The organism is Saccharopolyspora sp. NPDC000359, assembly GCF_040300525.1.
Lineage (GTDB): Bacteria > Actinomycetota > Actinomycetes > Mycobacteriales > Pseudonocardiaceae > Saccharopolyspora.
The window spans coordinates 1-13421 of the sequence record NZ_JBEPDU010000015.1 but is presented as its reverse complement, the minus strand read 5'-3'; the positions used below and the strand labels follow the sequence as shown (position 1 = coordinate 13421).

The following is a 13421-nucleotide window of genomic DNA, read 5'->3' as shown; positions in this document are numbered from 1 at the left end:
CGGTCGGTTGGCAACCTGACCCGTGCGGTCGGCGTCTCACCGGGGAAGGTGTTCACCGGTTGAGGGGATGCGATGTCGAGACGGAGCGGAGCGGCGCTGGCCGCGGCGGTGGTCGCCGTCGTCGGTGTGGCGGGCACGGCGTTGGCGGAGGGCAGCTGGACCGCCGAGGAGTTCCCGAGCAGGCCCGACATGGCCTCCTACGTGACCACCGTGTCCAGTGGCGGCGGGCAGACCTGGGCGTTCGGCAGCTACAGCCCGCCCGGTTCGCCGATGTCGATCACCGCGCAGGGCTTCCACCGCGAGGAGGGCGGTAGTTGGGTCGAGGTGGCGATGCCGGACATCGGCGATGTCGTCTCCTCCGCGGTGACCGGGCCGGACGACGCCTGGGTGGTGAGCCGGTTCTCGAAGGTCAGCACGGGCGCGACGCTGCACTGGGACGGCCAGGGCTGGACTGAGGTGCCACTCGAGGTGCCCGACGCCCCGCGCGTCTCGCCCAGCGACGTCGCCGCCGTAGGCCCCGACGTCTGGACCATCGGCCGGGCCTACCGCGACGGCGAGGACCCGATCTCGCGGAGCTTCGCCGTGCGCTGGGTCGACGGTGGTTGGCAGGGGGTTGCGCTGCCGCCAGGGACCGACGAGCAGGACTTCGCCAGCATCGGCGGGGCGGCTCCGGACGACCTCTGGATGGTGGGCACCACGGTCGACCGACCGCAGCAGCTGGTCTCGATGCACTGGGACGGCGCGCAGTGGACCCACGTCCCGCTGCCGCCGCTGGGCACCGGGGAGTCCGACTACCTCACCGTGCACGACGTCGCGGCGTTCCGGCCGGATGACGTCTGGCTCTCGGCGACCCAGACGCCCTACGACACGCCCGAAGCCAGCCAACCGGTCCTGATGCACTGGAACGGCGTGGCGTGGACCCGGCAGGAGCCCCCGGTGCAGGTCAGCAAGCTCGGGGACCTCGTACGGGCCGGGGGAGCGCTGTGGAACCTCAGCCCGGACGCGCTGCTGCGCTACGACGGCACCGGGTGGCAGCAGGTCGACGGGCCACCGGAGGGCGCGCTGCGCCACGGCGCCGAACTCCCGGACGGGCGCCTGGTCGGCACCGGCAGCGGCGGTGAGCCGCTCGAGCCGCAGCCGTTCGCCGTCGTGCAGAACTGAGGTGGCGCGGCGCCGGGGAGTGCTCGGCGCCGCCCCACCGCGAGCATCAGCGGTTGTAGACCGCCACGTAGTCGACCAGCATCGGGTGCCCCGGCTCGGTGGCCGGGGTCGGGGTGGCGAAACCGGCGTCCTTGTCCGGGAACGCCCCGCCCACCGCGACGTTGAGCAGCAGGAAGAAGCCCTCGTGGGAGGTCATGTCCGCCCAGGCCTGCGGGCTGATCTGCGACTCGCCCACCGAGTGGAACTGCTGGCCGTCGACGTACCAGCGCAGCTCCTCGGTGTCGCCGGTGCGGTCCCACTCGAAGCGGTAGGTGTGGAAACCGGCCTGGCAGGTCTGGCCGGGGCAGGGCGAGCTGCCGGCCAGCCCCTCGGTCTCGTTGCAGGAACCACCGGGGCTGACGTCGCAGTGCAGGACCCCGTGCGTCTCGTTCTTGCCGTTGACGTTCTCCATGACGTCGAACTCGCCGATGCCGGGCCAGTTCCAGTAGTTCCCGCGGTAGGGCGAGCCCAGCGCCCAGAACGCGGGCCAGTACCCGAGCGCGGCCTCACCGCTGGTGTTGGGGACCTGCAGGCGTGCCTCGATGCGCAGCACGCCGCCCTCGGCGGCCTTGAAGTCGGCGCGTTGGGTCTCGATCCGCGCTGAGGTCCAGTTGCCCGCGCCGTCGCGTAGCGGGGTGATCCGCAGGTTGCCGTTGCCGTCGTGGGCGAGGTTGGCCGGGTCACCGGTGTAGCTCTGGATCTCGCCGGTGCCCCAGTTGGCCGGGCCGCCCGGGTAGGAGGTGCCGGTGTCGACGATCCAGTCCGGGGAGGGTGGGGTGCCGGCTTCGCCGGTGAAGTCGTCACCGAAGGTCAGCGTCCAGCCCTCCTCTGGAGGCGGGATGTCGGCCGAGGCGTGCGGGGCGGTGATGGCGGCGATGCTCACGCCGAGGGCGAGGGTGCCCGTGGCTATGCGGCGCCGGGTTCGGCTCGTGGTCATGGCGGTCCTCCGCGTGGGTCGAGGGTTGCGCGCACGGAGCGCTCGGGGAGGACACGGCCACCGGGACCGGCATCGTTCACGCAGGTAGCAGGTGTCGCAGTGACGTTCGGCGAGATGGCCCAGCAGCTGTGCTCCGACCACTGTGGAGGGCGGTGCTCCTCCGCTGGTTGCCGAGGTGGATTTGCTGCGTTCACGAGCAGTTGTTCGCTCGCGGGGAACAGGTCGCAGTTCCGGTGGCCGGAGGTCGTGGGGCTGCGTGCGCTGAACCCGGCGTCCACCGGTCGGCCAGCTGGGGCGTTCGGTGGGGCACGGCCGGTTCTGCGAGTGGAGCCGAGCGGGCCGTGCGAACCTGTGGTCCGGTGGTGCGCGGGACGAGCGGGGTGTCGGGTATGCGCAGGACGATCGTGCTGATGGCTGTCGTGGGCGCGGCGGTGCTGGCGGTGGCTGGTTGTGGGGAGGCGGCACCGCGGGCGGCCGAAGTCGACTTCCACGAGTGGAGCTCCGCGCCCGACTTCCGCTCTGGTGCGGCCGAGGGGACCAGCGTCGACGGGGACGACCTCCGGATCGGACGCCCGCTCGGCACCGTCCGGCACCCGGCACCCGGCGGGAGCCCGCGCGACTACGAGTACGCCAGGTGGACTTCACCGCCGCACCCGACCGGTTTCCCCGCCACCCAGCTGGTGACCTCGTGGAACGCCTCGACACCACCAGGCACCTGGGTGCAGGTGGAGGTGCGGGGGCGCACCGCGGGTGGGGTGGACACCGGCTGGTACGTGATGGGCCAGTGGGCGTCGGGCGATGCAGACATCCACCGCACCAGCGTGGACGGGCAGTCCGACGCGCACGGGGCCGTTTCGGTGGACACCTTCACCGCGAACCCCGGTTCGGAGCTGGTCGGCTACCAGCTTCGGGTCATCCTGCACCGGGCGGTCGGCAGCTCCGCGTCGCCGTCGCTGTCGCTGGTCGGCGCGATGGCTTCGGCGATCCCGGACCGGTTCGAGGTCCCCACCTCGGGGCCCGGCGGGGCGTGGGGTGTCGAGCTCCCCGTGCCGCGCTACTCGCAGAACATCCACAGAGGACATTTCCCGCAGTACGGCGGGGGCGGTGAGGCGTGGTGCAGCCCCGCTGCCACGCAGATGGTGGTGGAGCACTGGGGGAAGCACCCGTCAGACGCGGAGCTCTCCTGGATCGACCCGTCCCACCCGGACCGGGTGGTGGACCACGCCGCCAGGCAGACCTTCGACCACGCCTACGACGGCACCGGCAACTGGTCGTTCAACGCGGCCTACGCCGCCACCTACGGGCTGGAAGCGCGCATCACCCGCCTGCGCTCGTTGGTCGAAGTCGAACAGCACATCCTCGCGGGAGTCCCGGTGATCACCTCGCAGTCGTTTCGCGAGGGGGAGCTCGACGGCGCGGGGTACGGCACCGAGGGCCACATCCTGGTCGTCGTCGGGTTCACCGAGGACGGCGACGTCATCGTCAACGACCCGGCCTCCTCCGATGATGCCTCGGTCCGCAACGTCTACCCGCGCGAGCAGTTCGAGACCGTCTGGCTGCGGACCAGGCGGAAGGACGCCGACGGCGAGGTCAAGAGCGGCAGCGGCGGCATCGCCTACCTGATCACCCCGGCTTGAACCCGCAGCCTGGGCCGGTTGGCGCTCAGCGAGGAGTTCCAGCCCAGGCCTGGAGCGCCTCCTGCCGCTCGCCGCGGCGAACGTCGAGGTCGGCGGTGCGCGTGGCCCAGGCGATGTGACCGTCGGGGCGGACGAGGACCTCGGTCACGCCCGCCAGGTCCGGGTGGTCGTCCCACTGCGCGACGGTGGTGGCTCCGACTCGTGAGCCCCAGCCCGTCCCCGGCTCCGGGTCACCCGCGAAGTCCAGGCGCGCGAACCGGCCCTCGTGCAGCAGCTCGTGGACCCGCGTGGCCCTGGACGCGGCGGTGGTCAACCCGATGTCGGGCATGCGCCGTCCCACCATCGGATCGGCGTCGGGACTCGTTGGCGGGTAGCTGGTGCCGAGCGCGGACACCTGGTCGGCGAGCCTGCGGTTGACCGCCTCGATGCGCAGGAGTTCGTCGAGGAGCCCGCGGAGCGCCGCGGCGGGCCGCTGGTACTGCGGGACCAGCGCCAGCTCCGCCAGCAGCGTCTGCACCTCGGTGTTCTCGGTGACCGCCTGGCCGACCGGGTGGCGTTCCTGGTGGTAGCTGTCCAGCAACCCGGGCGGCGCCCAGCCGTGGACCTCGGCAGCCAGCTTCCAGCCCAGGTTGACCGCGTCCTGCAGACCGGTGTTCAACCCCTGGCCCGCTGCGGGGAAGTGGATGTGGGCTGCGTCGCCCGCCAGCAGGACCCGGCCGCGGCGGTAGCTGTCCGCGAGGCGGGTGGCGTTGCCGAACCGGGAGAGCCACCGGGGTTCGGCGACACCGCAGTCGGAGCCGCACATCCGGACCAGCGAGGCGCGGAAATCCGTCAGCGACACCGGCTCGCGGGACGGCACCCGCATGCGCTCCGGATCCACGCACACCAGCCTGGTCAGGCCGTCCTCCAGCGGCGCGACCACGACGCCACCGGCCCGGGCCGCGGCGAGGACCGCCGGGTTGTCGTCGATCACGGCGAAGTCGCCGAGCACACCGGTGAGGGTTTCGCTGGTGCCGGGGAAGCCGATTCCGGCAGCTTCCCGCGTCCGGCTGCGCGCGCCGTCGCACCCCACCGCGAACCGGGCGCGGTGCTCCTCGATGCCCCGGGAGTGCCGCACCTGCGCTGAGATCCCGTCCCCATCCTGGTCCAGGGCGACGACCTCGCACCCGTACCGGATCTCCACGCCCAGCTCGCGGGCCCGTTCCGCGAGCAGCGCCTCGGTCCGGGCTTGGGGGAGGAGGAGCGTGTAGCCGTGCCGGGAGTCCAGCGCGGAGAAGTCCAGGTGGGTGGGGAGTTGGGCGAAGTGCCACCCGGGCGCGGTTCGGCCGAGCACCCGGAACCGGTCGAGCAGCCCGCGCTGGTCCAGCAGCTCGAGGCTGCGCGGGTGCAGCGTGAGCGCCCGCGAGTTCCGCTGCGGTTCGGCGCGGCGCTCCAGGACCCGGGTCCGCACCCCGGCCAGCGCGAGTTCACACGCGAGCATCAGCCCGGTCGGCCCCGCGCCGGTGACGATCACATCGGTGCTCATCGGAGTTGCCCTCCTGTCATTAGTGAACATTGTTCACGTGAACGACGTTCACTATAGTGCGGACCATGAGCTCCCCGGCAAGCCCGGCCCGCGGCAGGCCTCCGCGACTCGACCGCGCGCGCACCCTGCGAACCGCCCTCGACCTGCTCGACCGGTCAGGACTCGACGCGCTCACCATGCGGCGGCTCGCCGATGCGATGGACGTGCAGGCCGGCGCGCTGTACCGCTACTTCGCGACCAAGCAGGACCTGTTGACCGCGATGGCCGAGCGCATGATGGACGGCGTCGCGGATGCCGCCGCGGGGAGCGGCGACTGGAGCGAGCAGCTGGCCGCCTTGGCCCGCGCGATGCGCACCGCCCTGCTCGCCCATCGCGACGGTGCGCGGGTGTTCGCCGGGACGCACTCGACGGGGGAGAACACCCTCGGCTTCGCCGACGCGGTCGTCGGCGTCATGCGCGCGGCGGGTTTCCCCGACGACGACGCGGCGCGGGCGCTCCACACCACGGTCAACTTCACCGTGGGGCACACCCTGGAGGAGCAGGCCGCGCTCCAGCCGGGCAGCAGCAGCCCCGACGTCCTCGCCGGTGCGGTGGCGGCTGGGGCCTACCCCCACCTCGCGGCCAGCCTGCCCGCGCTCACCAGCACGGACTTCACCCGGCACTTCGAGTTCGGCCTGGCGGTGCTCATCGCCGGGCTGCGGGCGCGGAGGTGACGTGTGGCGGAGGTGGACGGGAATCGAACCCGCCTGGCCGAGGTGCTCGGCCACGTCGGTTTTGAAGACCGCGGGGGCCACCAGGCGCCCTCACACCTCCGGCCGAGAGGATAGGGCACCGCGCGCCCAGTTTCGTGACAGAACCATGACATGACCGGGACGGGGTGTGGACACCGCTCGTTGACGCTGGTCGGCGTGGTTGTGGAATCGACGCGCCCGATCCGGGCCGCGCACCGAGGGGGCGGACTGCTCCCCGCTGCGCTGACCTGCCTGCTCGCTCTCGGCGCGCTCTGCGCGCTGTTCGTGTGGACGCCGCCTGGCCAGCTGCTCGACGAGCAGGTCCTGCACCGGGCCGACCCCGGCAGCGCTGCTTACGAGAACGCGCGAGCGCTGCTCGCCGTCGCGGGGGATCCGCTGGTGCTGGCCGGTCTGCTCGCCGCCGTGCTCGTCGTGGGCGCCTTCGGCGGCAGGCTGCGCGCCGCCGTCGCTGGTTCGGTCGCGGTCGGCGCCTCGATCGCGGCGTCCCGGCTGCTCAAGGTCGTGGTGCCCCGACCCGACCTGGAGCTGGTTGGTTCGACGACGCACAACAGCTTCCCCAGTGGGCATGTCGCCGCTGCGGCGGGACTGCTGTTCGCTTTGCTGATCGCGCTGCCGCCGCGTGCGCGGTGGTGGTGCGCGGTGCCCGGTGCCGCGGTGGTGGCGGCGGTCGGGGCGGCGACGGTGATCGCGGGCTGGCACCGGTTCAGCGACGTGGCCGGAGCAGCGCTGCTGGCAGCCGCCTGCGGGTGCGTGGCAGCGTCGGCGGAGCGGCGCTGGAGGCAGGTGTGATACTGACCGGCGTGCCGAAGGTGCTGCTGATCGAGGACGACCCTGGTGTGCGGAAAGGCCTGGAGCTCGCCCTGACCAGGCAGGGGCACCGGGTGGACGCGGTGGGCAGCGGCGAGCTCGGCCTCGAGCGGATCCGCACCGACCGACCGGACGTGGTGGTGCTGGACCTGATGCTGCCGGGCATCGACGGCTTCGAGGTGTGCCGCCGCATCCAGGCCACGGGCACCGTGCCGATCATCATGCTGACCGCTCGCGGCGACGACGTGGACGTGGTGGCCGGGCTGGAGGCGGGCGCGGACGACTACGTGGTCAAGCCGGTGCAGGCCCGGGTGCTGGAGGCGCGGATCCGCGCGGTGCTGCGGCGCGCCGGGCGGGAGCAGGACCCGGCCGAGCAGCACGGCGACCTGGTGATCGACCGGGCGGGCCTGGTGGTGACCAAGCGCGGCTCCGGGGTTGGCCTGACGCCCACCGAGCTGCGGTTGCTGCTGGAGCTGTCCGCCACCCCGGGGCGGGTGCACAGCCGCCAGCAGCTGTTGGAATCGGTGTGGGACCACGGCTACCTCGGCGACTCCCGGCTGGTGGACGCCTGCGTGCAGCGCCTGCGCGCGAAGATCGAGGACGATTCGAGCGCACCCGTGTACGTGCAGACGGTGCGCGGCTTCGGCTACCGGTTCGGACCGTTGTGAGCCGGTTGTGGGGACTGCGCACCCGGTTGCTGCTCGCCTTCGCGCTGCTGAGCGTGGTCACCGCGGCGGCAGTGGCCGGTGCGAGCTATGTGCAGGCGCGCAACCTGGTACTGCAGCAGTCCCAGGACGCCGCGGTGCACGCCATGACGACGCGCCTGGAAACGCTGTACCCGTTGCGGAACCTCGCGCCAGGGCCGGCCGAGCTGGAGGAGATCGCCGATCTTGTGCGGGAGCGGGACGTCTCCGCGGCCGCGTTCTACGGCGGGGCGCACTCGCGCATCGACACCCCGCTGCAGGTCATCCCCGCGCAACTGCGAGAGGAGGTGGCCCGCGGCGAGCTCGTCTGGCAGCGGATCCGGCCGAACGGGATGCCGATGCTGGTCATCGGCGCACCGCTGCTGGTCGTGCAGCCGGACGGCTCGGTGCAGCCGTCCGGGATCGAGGTCTACACCGTGCGCGACCTGCTCGCCGAGCAGGAGAGCATCGACCACCTGGCGATGTGGTCCTGGGGCATCGGCGGGGCGGCGCTGGTGCTGGCGGTCGTGCTCGCGCTGCTGGCCGCCCGCGGTGTCCTGCACCCGGTCCGCGAGCTCAGCGCCGCGGCGCAGCGGTTGGGCGGTGGCGACCTGGGGACCCGCATCTCGGTCCGCGGCAGCGACGAGCTCGCCCAAGTGGCGCGGACCTTCAACGACATGGCGGCGGAGCTGGAGCGGCACGTGGCGCAGTTGCGCGCGATGAAGGCCGAGGCCCAGCGCTTCGTGGCCGACGTGTCGCACGAGCTGCGCACCCCGCTGGCCGCGGTGACACCGGTGACCGACATCCTCGACGAGGACGCCGACCGGCTCCCGGAGGACCTCGGCGCGGCCGCCCGCCTGGTCAGCCAGGAGATCCACAACCTGGGGCGGCTGGTGAACGACCTGATCGAGATCAGCCGGTTCGACTCGGGGACCGCGGCGCTGACCCTGGACGAGGTGGACCTGGCCGAGGTGGTGCGCGCGACGTTGCGGACGCGCGGCTGGACCGACCTGGTCGACGCCGAGCTCCCGGAGGTCACCGCCGTGGTCGACCCGCGGCGGGTGGACGTCGTGGTGGCCAACCTGGTCGGCAACGCGGTGCGGCACGGCGCGGCGCCGGTGTCGGTGCGGTTGGGCGCGGACCCCGAGTGGGCCACCGTCGAGGTCCGGGACAGCGGACCGGGTCTGGACCCCGAGGTGCTGCCGCACGTGTTCTCCCGCTTCTACAAGGCCGACGCCGCCCGGGCGCGTTCCGAGGGCAGCGGACTGGGCCTGGCCATCGCGCGGGAGAACGCGGTCCTGCACCGCGACGGCGAGCGCTGCGGGGACCTGTTCGCGGCCAACGATCCGAACGGCGGGGCGGTGTTCACGCTGCGCCTGCCGCGCCGAGCGGGAGACGGGAGCGGGACCGGATGACGCGAGCGCGGGGCCTTCGGTTGCTGCTCGCCGCTGGGGCGGCGGTCGTACTCGGCGGCTGCGGGGTGCAACCGAGCGGGATCATCCACGGGGTCGCGCCGCCGAGCGGGGTCGCGGACCCGGCCACCACCACGACCCTGTACCTGGTGTCGGGAGGGCGGCTCGCCGCGGTGACGCGCCCGGTCGGGCCGATGTCGCGCGCGGAGGCGCTGGAGCTGCTGGCGCGAGGGCCGACGGGGGAGGAGCGCGCCCGCGGCCTCACCAGCGCGGTCCCGCCGTCGGCCGGTCCGTTCTCGGTGACCACCGACGTCTCCGGGCGCACGGCGATCACCTCGACGGCAGCACCCGGCGAGTTGTCCGCGCTCGCCGTCGACCAGATCGTCTGCACGGCCGCCGCCGACGGCGGCCAGGTGGTCCTGCTCGGGGGTGGCGGCGACCGCGAGCCGCTGATCTGCTCGCTGCGGCGGTGAGTCGCCTCCGGGTGTCCACAGTGGATTTCGGGGTTCGTGCCGGGTTGTTCCGTTGATCACGTGAACCCTGCCGCCGCTGTCCTTAGGTTAGGCTAACCCAAGCGGCGTGGTATTGGCCGCTGGAGGACTCGCGACGGAGGAGGAGCTCGTCGGCATGGCTGGACCCGCGGTACCCCTCGACCTGCCCGCTGTCGACGAACCGCCCGCCCCGGCGTGGCCGGACAGCTCGGCGCAGGTCCTCGGTCCGCTGCCCGCGCCCGCTGATTTGGCTGAGCGGTTCCCGTGCGATGAGCGGCTGCGCGGTCAGGTGGCGGCACACCGGCGAGCGGTCCGGGCGATCGTCGAGGGCGTGGACGACCGGCTGCTGGTGGTGGTCGGGCCGTGCTCCGTGCACGACCCGGAAGCTGGATTGCACTACGCGCACGAGCTGGCGAGGGCTGCCGCCGCGCACCACCAGGACCTCCTGGTGGTGATGCGCGCCTACCTGGAGAAGCCGCGCAGCTCGGTCGGCTGGAAGGGGTTGCTGCACGACCCGCACCTGGACGGCGGGGGCGACCTCGCCGCCGGGCTGGCGACCGGTCGCGGCTTCCTGGTCCGCGCCGCGGCCTCCGGCCTCCCGCTGGCCTACGAGTTCGTGGACCCGTTCCTCGCCCCGTACGTGCTCGACCTGATCTCCTGGGGTGCGCTCGGCGCGCGCACGGTCGCCTCCCAGCCGCACCGCCAGCTCGCCTCGGCGCTGCCGGTGCCGGTCGGGATGAAGAACGCGGTCACCGGGGACGTCGACGTCGCGGTCGCCGCGGTGCGCGCCGCGCGAGCACCGCACACCTTCCCGGGCATGGCGACCAGCGGTGCGCCCTCGGTGGTGGTCGGTGCCGGGAACCCCGCCTGCCACGTCGTGCTCCGCGGGGGCGCCCGGCCCAACTACGACGCCGGGTCCGTCGGCGCGACGCTCGACCAGCTCGCCGCCGCGGGCCTGGACACCGGCGTGGTGGTGGACGCCTCGCACGGCAACAGCGGCAAGGACCACCGCCGCCAGCCGGGCGTGGTCGACGACCTGGCGGTGCAGGTCGCGGCCGGGAACCATGGCCTGCGCGGAGTGATGATCGAGTCCTTCCTGGGGGCGGGCCGCCAGGACATCGGCACCACGCCGCTGCGCTACGGCGTGAGCGTCACCGACGGTTGCCTGGACTGGCCCACGACCGCGGACTGCCTGGACGTCCTGGCTGCGGCCGTACGTCGTCGGCGGAACTCGCCTCCGACGCGATAACGCCTGGTCGGGTTCGCCGCGAGTGGGCGCGTGGGTGCCGGTCTGCCATCCTGAGCGCGACACCGTGGTCGATTTGTCCTGTTCTGCGCAATTTCCGGTGATCGAGGGGGGCGCATGCGCGCGGAGGAACCCGTGGTCGTCGGGGTGGACGGCTCCGAGCAGTCAGCCGCGGCGCTGGGGTGGGCTGTCGCGGAAGCCGAGCTCCGCGGGGCAGCGGTGCGCATCGTCCTCATCGACGACAGAGCCGCGGAAGTGGTTGACGGCGTCCTCGACCAGGTCCGCGGCACGAGCCCGGCGACGGAGATCAGCGCGGAGCTCGCCCGCGACCGCCCGGCGGCCGAGCTGATCCAGTGCTCCGAGCGCGCTCAGCTCCTGGTGCTGGGCGCGCGCGGCCGCGGGATGCTGCTGGGTTCGGTCAGCACCAAGGTCGCCATGCACGCCCACTGCCCGGTCGTGGTCGTCCGCGAACACCGCCGGAGTGGTCCGGTGCTGGTGGGCGTGGACGACACCCCGCACGGCCAGCACGTCCTCCAGTTCGCCTTCGAAGCGGCGGCCACCCGCCGAGCGCAGCTCGCGGTGATGCGCGTGTGGGAGGCGCCGGGCGCGGAGGGCTCGGTGGTGCTGGCGCCGCCGGAGGAGCTGGCCGAAGCCCGGGCGGAAGCCGAGCGCAGCCTCGGCGTCCAGCTCGCGGGGTGGCGCGAGCAGTTCCCGGAGGTGGCGGTGCGCAGGCACACCCCGCGCGGCCACCCCGTCGCGGCGCTGACCGAACGAGCTCACGAGGCGCAACTGCTCGTCGTGGGGCACCGGAACCGCCGAGGCCTGTTCGCCGCGCTGCTCCTCGGCTCGGTCGCCTCCGGAGTCCTGCACCGGGCGCACTGCCCTGTCGCGGTGATCTGCGCCCACTAGCCCAGATCAGCGGTCGTTCGGGTTGTTCACCAGGTAGCTCAGGAAGCCGGTCGCCAGGGAACCGGCGCGGGCGTCGTCGTAGGTGTAGCCGTACCCGGCCTGCCGGAACGGGTACCGCCCGATGGTGGTGGCCTCCTCCGGGGCGGGCTCGCCGTCGATCCGCACCGGGCGCACGCCCGGGTGGTCGGCGGCGCCGACCACGGCGAAGCCGAACCCGCCCGGGGTCTCCGCGACGCTGCGCAGCGAGTCGCGGCCGACCTGCGGTCCGCAGGCCGCGCCGGTCTCGCAGGCGGCTTCGGGCTCGCCGAGGACCCGGTACCGCAGGATCCGCTGCGCGCTGCTGTCCCCGAGGTCGGCGACGGCGATCGGCACGTCGTTCCCGCCGACCTGGGCCCACGAGGTGATGCGCCCGCCGTAGATGTCCCTGATCTGCTGCCGGGACAGGTCGGTCACCCCGGCCGCCGGGTTGACCACGAAGGTGAACACGGCCGAGGCGAACAGCTTCTCCCGCAGGTGCGGGAGCTCGTGCCCGCGAGGACCGTCCGAGATGGCCAGCAGTTCGGGGTGGGCGCCGTCCTGGCCCCGGTCCGCTTCGGCTTCGGCGACCAGGCGCTGCAGCCCTCCGGCGGATTCGCCGGCCTCGATCCGGATCCGGCTGTCCGGGCACGTCGCCGCGTAGTCCTCGGCGGCCTTGCGCAGGACCGGTGCGTAGACGGCCGACCCGATTACGGTGAGCTCGCCGTCGGCGCACGTCAGGCGGTCCGTGATCCGGTTCGCCAGCACGGCGGCCGGGGCCAGCGGGGCCATCGCCAGCACGCAGACCAGGGTGATGGTGTGCCGCAGGGCCCGCCGCCGGGCGGCCGCCCCGGTCCCCTCGGTCATCTCCGCATCCTCCACCGCTCCGCACCGCGCCGAGCGGTGGACATTATGTCCGGTCCCGGTGGGCGGGACGACGTTCGGGGGAGACGTTCATGATCGCGACAGCGCGGATTCCCCGCGCGGCCCGGCTGGTTCGCGTGGTGGCGGTCGCTGGGCCGGGGAGCACAGCGAGCCCGCCGCGCGGTCGCAGTCGCGCGGCGGGCTCTGCCCCCCGTGTGCGTCACCCGGATCGGCTGGACTGCGCAGGTCCTGGTCGGCGTGCCGATCGGCGCGGCGTCGACTGCGCCAGCTTTCAGGACTGCCCTCGTCCGGCTGGCGTGGAGCCGCTGCTGCCCGGCCACCCGGTGCGGGCCCCGCGTCCGCACCCGGCGGCGAGCCCACTGCGGCCGCTCAGGCCCGCGGCGTGCTCCGACCGCTGCAACCGGCCTCTCCGTCGTCGTGACCCGGGCACATGATCGCCGACGGAGGGGGTGGTCAACTGTTCAACTTCTGAACACCTCAGCGCGGCATGCCGAAGGCCCGCATCCGGCTGTACAGGGTGGTGCGGCTGATCCCCAGGCGCTGCGCGGCGTGCACCTTGTTGCCGCCCGTGGCCCGCAGCGCCTCGGCGATGGCGTCCCGCTCAGCGCGTTCGCGCCCGCTCAGCCGGGCGCCGCGCCCGGTGCTGCGGTAGGCGGCGGGCAGGTCGGTGACGGTGATGTCGCCGGTCGAGCGGTGCCCGGCGGTCGCCCGGAGGACGCCGCGCAGCTCGCGCAGGTTCCCCGGCCACGGCTGCGCGATCAGCGCTTCCAGCGCGCTCGGGGTGATCCGCAGGTCCGCCCCGGGGCGGAGTTCGGCGAGCATCGCGCGCCAGGAACGGGCGCAGCGCCACCGGGACGCGGACCGAACCGTCGGCCTGCTGGTGGTTCTCCAGGATCGCCACGATCCAGCGGGTGGTGGCCAG

General features: G+C 73.3%; 13 protein-coding genes and 1 tRNA gene. 9 read left to right on the top strand and 5 right to left on the bottom strand.

The features are described from left to right. Positions 1-72: 72 nt before the first annotated feature. On the top strand, positions 73-1161 hold the full coding sequence (locus ABT324_RS12200) for a hypothetical protein (RefSeq protein ID WP_351175412.1): 1089 nt from the start codon (positions 73-75) through the stop codon (positions 1159-1161). A 46-nt stretch (positions 1162-1207) separates the two neighbouring features. On the opposite strand, the gene ABT324_RS12195 is transcribed toward ABT324_RS12200, so the two are convergent. Next, the gene (locus ABT324_RS12195) at positions 1208-2137 is read right to left on the bottom strand and encodes a glycoside hydrolase family 16 protein (RefSeq protein WP_351175410.1); all 930 of its coding nucleotides are present in this window, start codon (positions 2135-2137) and stop codon (positions 1208-1210) included. Positions 2138-2526: 389 nt separating this feature from the next. On the opposite strand from ABT324_RS12195, the gene ABT324_RS12190 reads away from it, so the two are divergent. Further along, the gene (locus ABT324_RS12190; RefSeq protein WP_351175408.1) at positions 2527-3774 is read left to right on the top strand and encodes a C39 family peptidase; all 1248 of its coding nucleotides are present in this window, start codon (positions 2527-2529) and stop codon (positions 3772-3774) included. A gap of 25 nt (positions 3775-3799) precedes the next feature. Here the strand turns inward: ABT324_RS12190 and ABT324_RS12185 are convergent, their stop codons facing one another. Continuing rightward, complete coding sequence (locus ABT324_RS12185) at positions 3800-5299, bottom strand: monooxygenase (RefSeq protein ID WP_351175406.1); 1500 nt, start codon at positions 5297-5299, stop codon at positions 3800-3802. A gap of 65 nt (positions 5300-5364) precedes the next feature. Here ABT324_RS12185 and ABT324_RS12180 point away from each other — a divergent pair, with 65 nt between their 5' ends. Next, on the top strand, positions 5365-6012 hold the full coding sequence (locus tag ABT324_RS12180; protein WP_351175404.1) for a TetR/AcrR family transcriptional regulator: 648 nt from the start codon (positions 5365-5367) through the stop codon (positions 6010-6012). A 4-nt stretch (positions 6013-6016) separates the two neighbouring features. Here the strand turns inward: ABT324_RS12180 and ABT324_RS12175 are convergent. Then, positions 6017-6112 (bottom strand) — tRNA-Sec (locus tag ABT324_RS12175). Between the two features lie 50 nt (positions 6113-6162). Between ABT324_RS12175 and ABT324_RS12170 the strand changes: the two genes are divergently transcribed. The 6 genes from ABT324_RS12170 to ABT324_RS12145 all read left to right on the top strand — a co-directional run bounded on the left by ABT324_RS12170 (position 6163) and on the right by ABT324_RS12145 (position 11599). Then, positions 6163-6840, top strand: a complete 678-nt coding sequence (locus ABT324_RS12170) for a phosphatase PAP2 family protein (RefSeq protein ID WP_351175402.1) — start codon at positions 6163-6165, stop codon at positions 6838-6840. Positions 6841-6851: 11 nt separating this feature from the next. After that, positions 6852-7526 carry a response regulator gene (locus ABT324_RS12165; RefSeq protein ID WP_351175400.1) on the top strand — a complete coding sequence of 225 codons (675 nt, stop codon included), beginning with the start codon at positions 6852-6854 and terminating at the stop codon, positions 7524-7526. Beyond that, positions 7523-8956 carry an ATP-binding protein gene (locus ABT324_RS12160; protein ID WP_351175398.1) on the top strand — a complete coding sequence of 478 codons (1434 nt, stop codon included), beginning with the start codon at positions 7523-7525 and terminating at the stop codon, positions 8954-8956. Before ABT324_RS12165 ends, ABT324_RS12160 begins: the two co-directional genes overlap by 4 nt. Further along, positions 8953-9426 carry a hypothetical protein gene (locus ABT324_RS12155; protein WP_351175396.1) on the top strand — a complete coding sequence of 158 codons (474 nt, stop codon included), beginning with the start codon at positions 8953-8955 and terminating at the stop codon, positions 9424-9426. The genes ABT324_RS12160 and ABT324_RS12155 overlap by 4 nt, the downstream gene beginning before the upstream one ends. 154 nt (positions 9427-9580) lie before the next feature. Continuing rightward, positions 9581-10693, top strand: a complete 1113-nt coding sequence (locus ABT324_RS12150; protein ID WP_351175394.1) for a 3-deoxy-7-phosphoheptulonate synthase — start codon at positions 9581-9583, stop codon at positions 10691-10693. A gap of 114 nt (positions 10694-10807) precedes the next feature. Further along, entirely contained in the window at positions 10808-11599 is a 792-nt protein-coding gene (locus ABT324_RS12145) for a universal stress protein (protein WP_351175392.1), read from the top strand. A 6-nt stretch (positions 11600-11605) separates the two neighbouring features. On the opposite strand, the gene ABT324_RS12140 is transcribed toward ABT324_RS12145, so the two are convergent. Together ABT324_RS12140 and ABT324_RS12135 are read right to left on the bottom strand one after the other, a co-directional pair. Then, the gene (locus tag ABT324_RS12140) at positions 11606-12481 is read right to left on the bottom strand and encodes a PstS family phosphate ABC transporter substrate-binding protein (protein ID WP_351175390.1); all 876 of its coding nucleotides are present in this window, start codon (positions 12479-12481) and stop codon (positions 11606-11608) included. Positions 12482-12976: 495 nt separating this feature from the next. Next, a complete protein-coding gene (locus ABT324_RS12135; protein WP_351175388.1) occupies positions 12977-13321 on the bottom strand; it encodes a helix-turn-helix domain-containing protein in 345 nt (114 codons plus the stop codon). Positions 13322-13421: the final 100 nt, after the last annotated feature.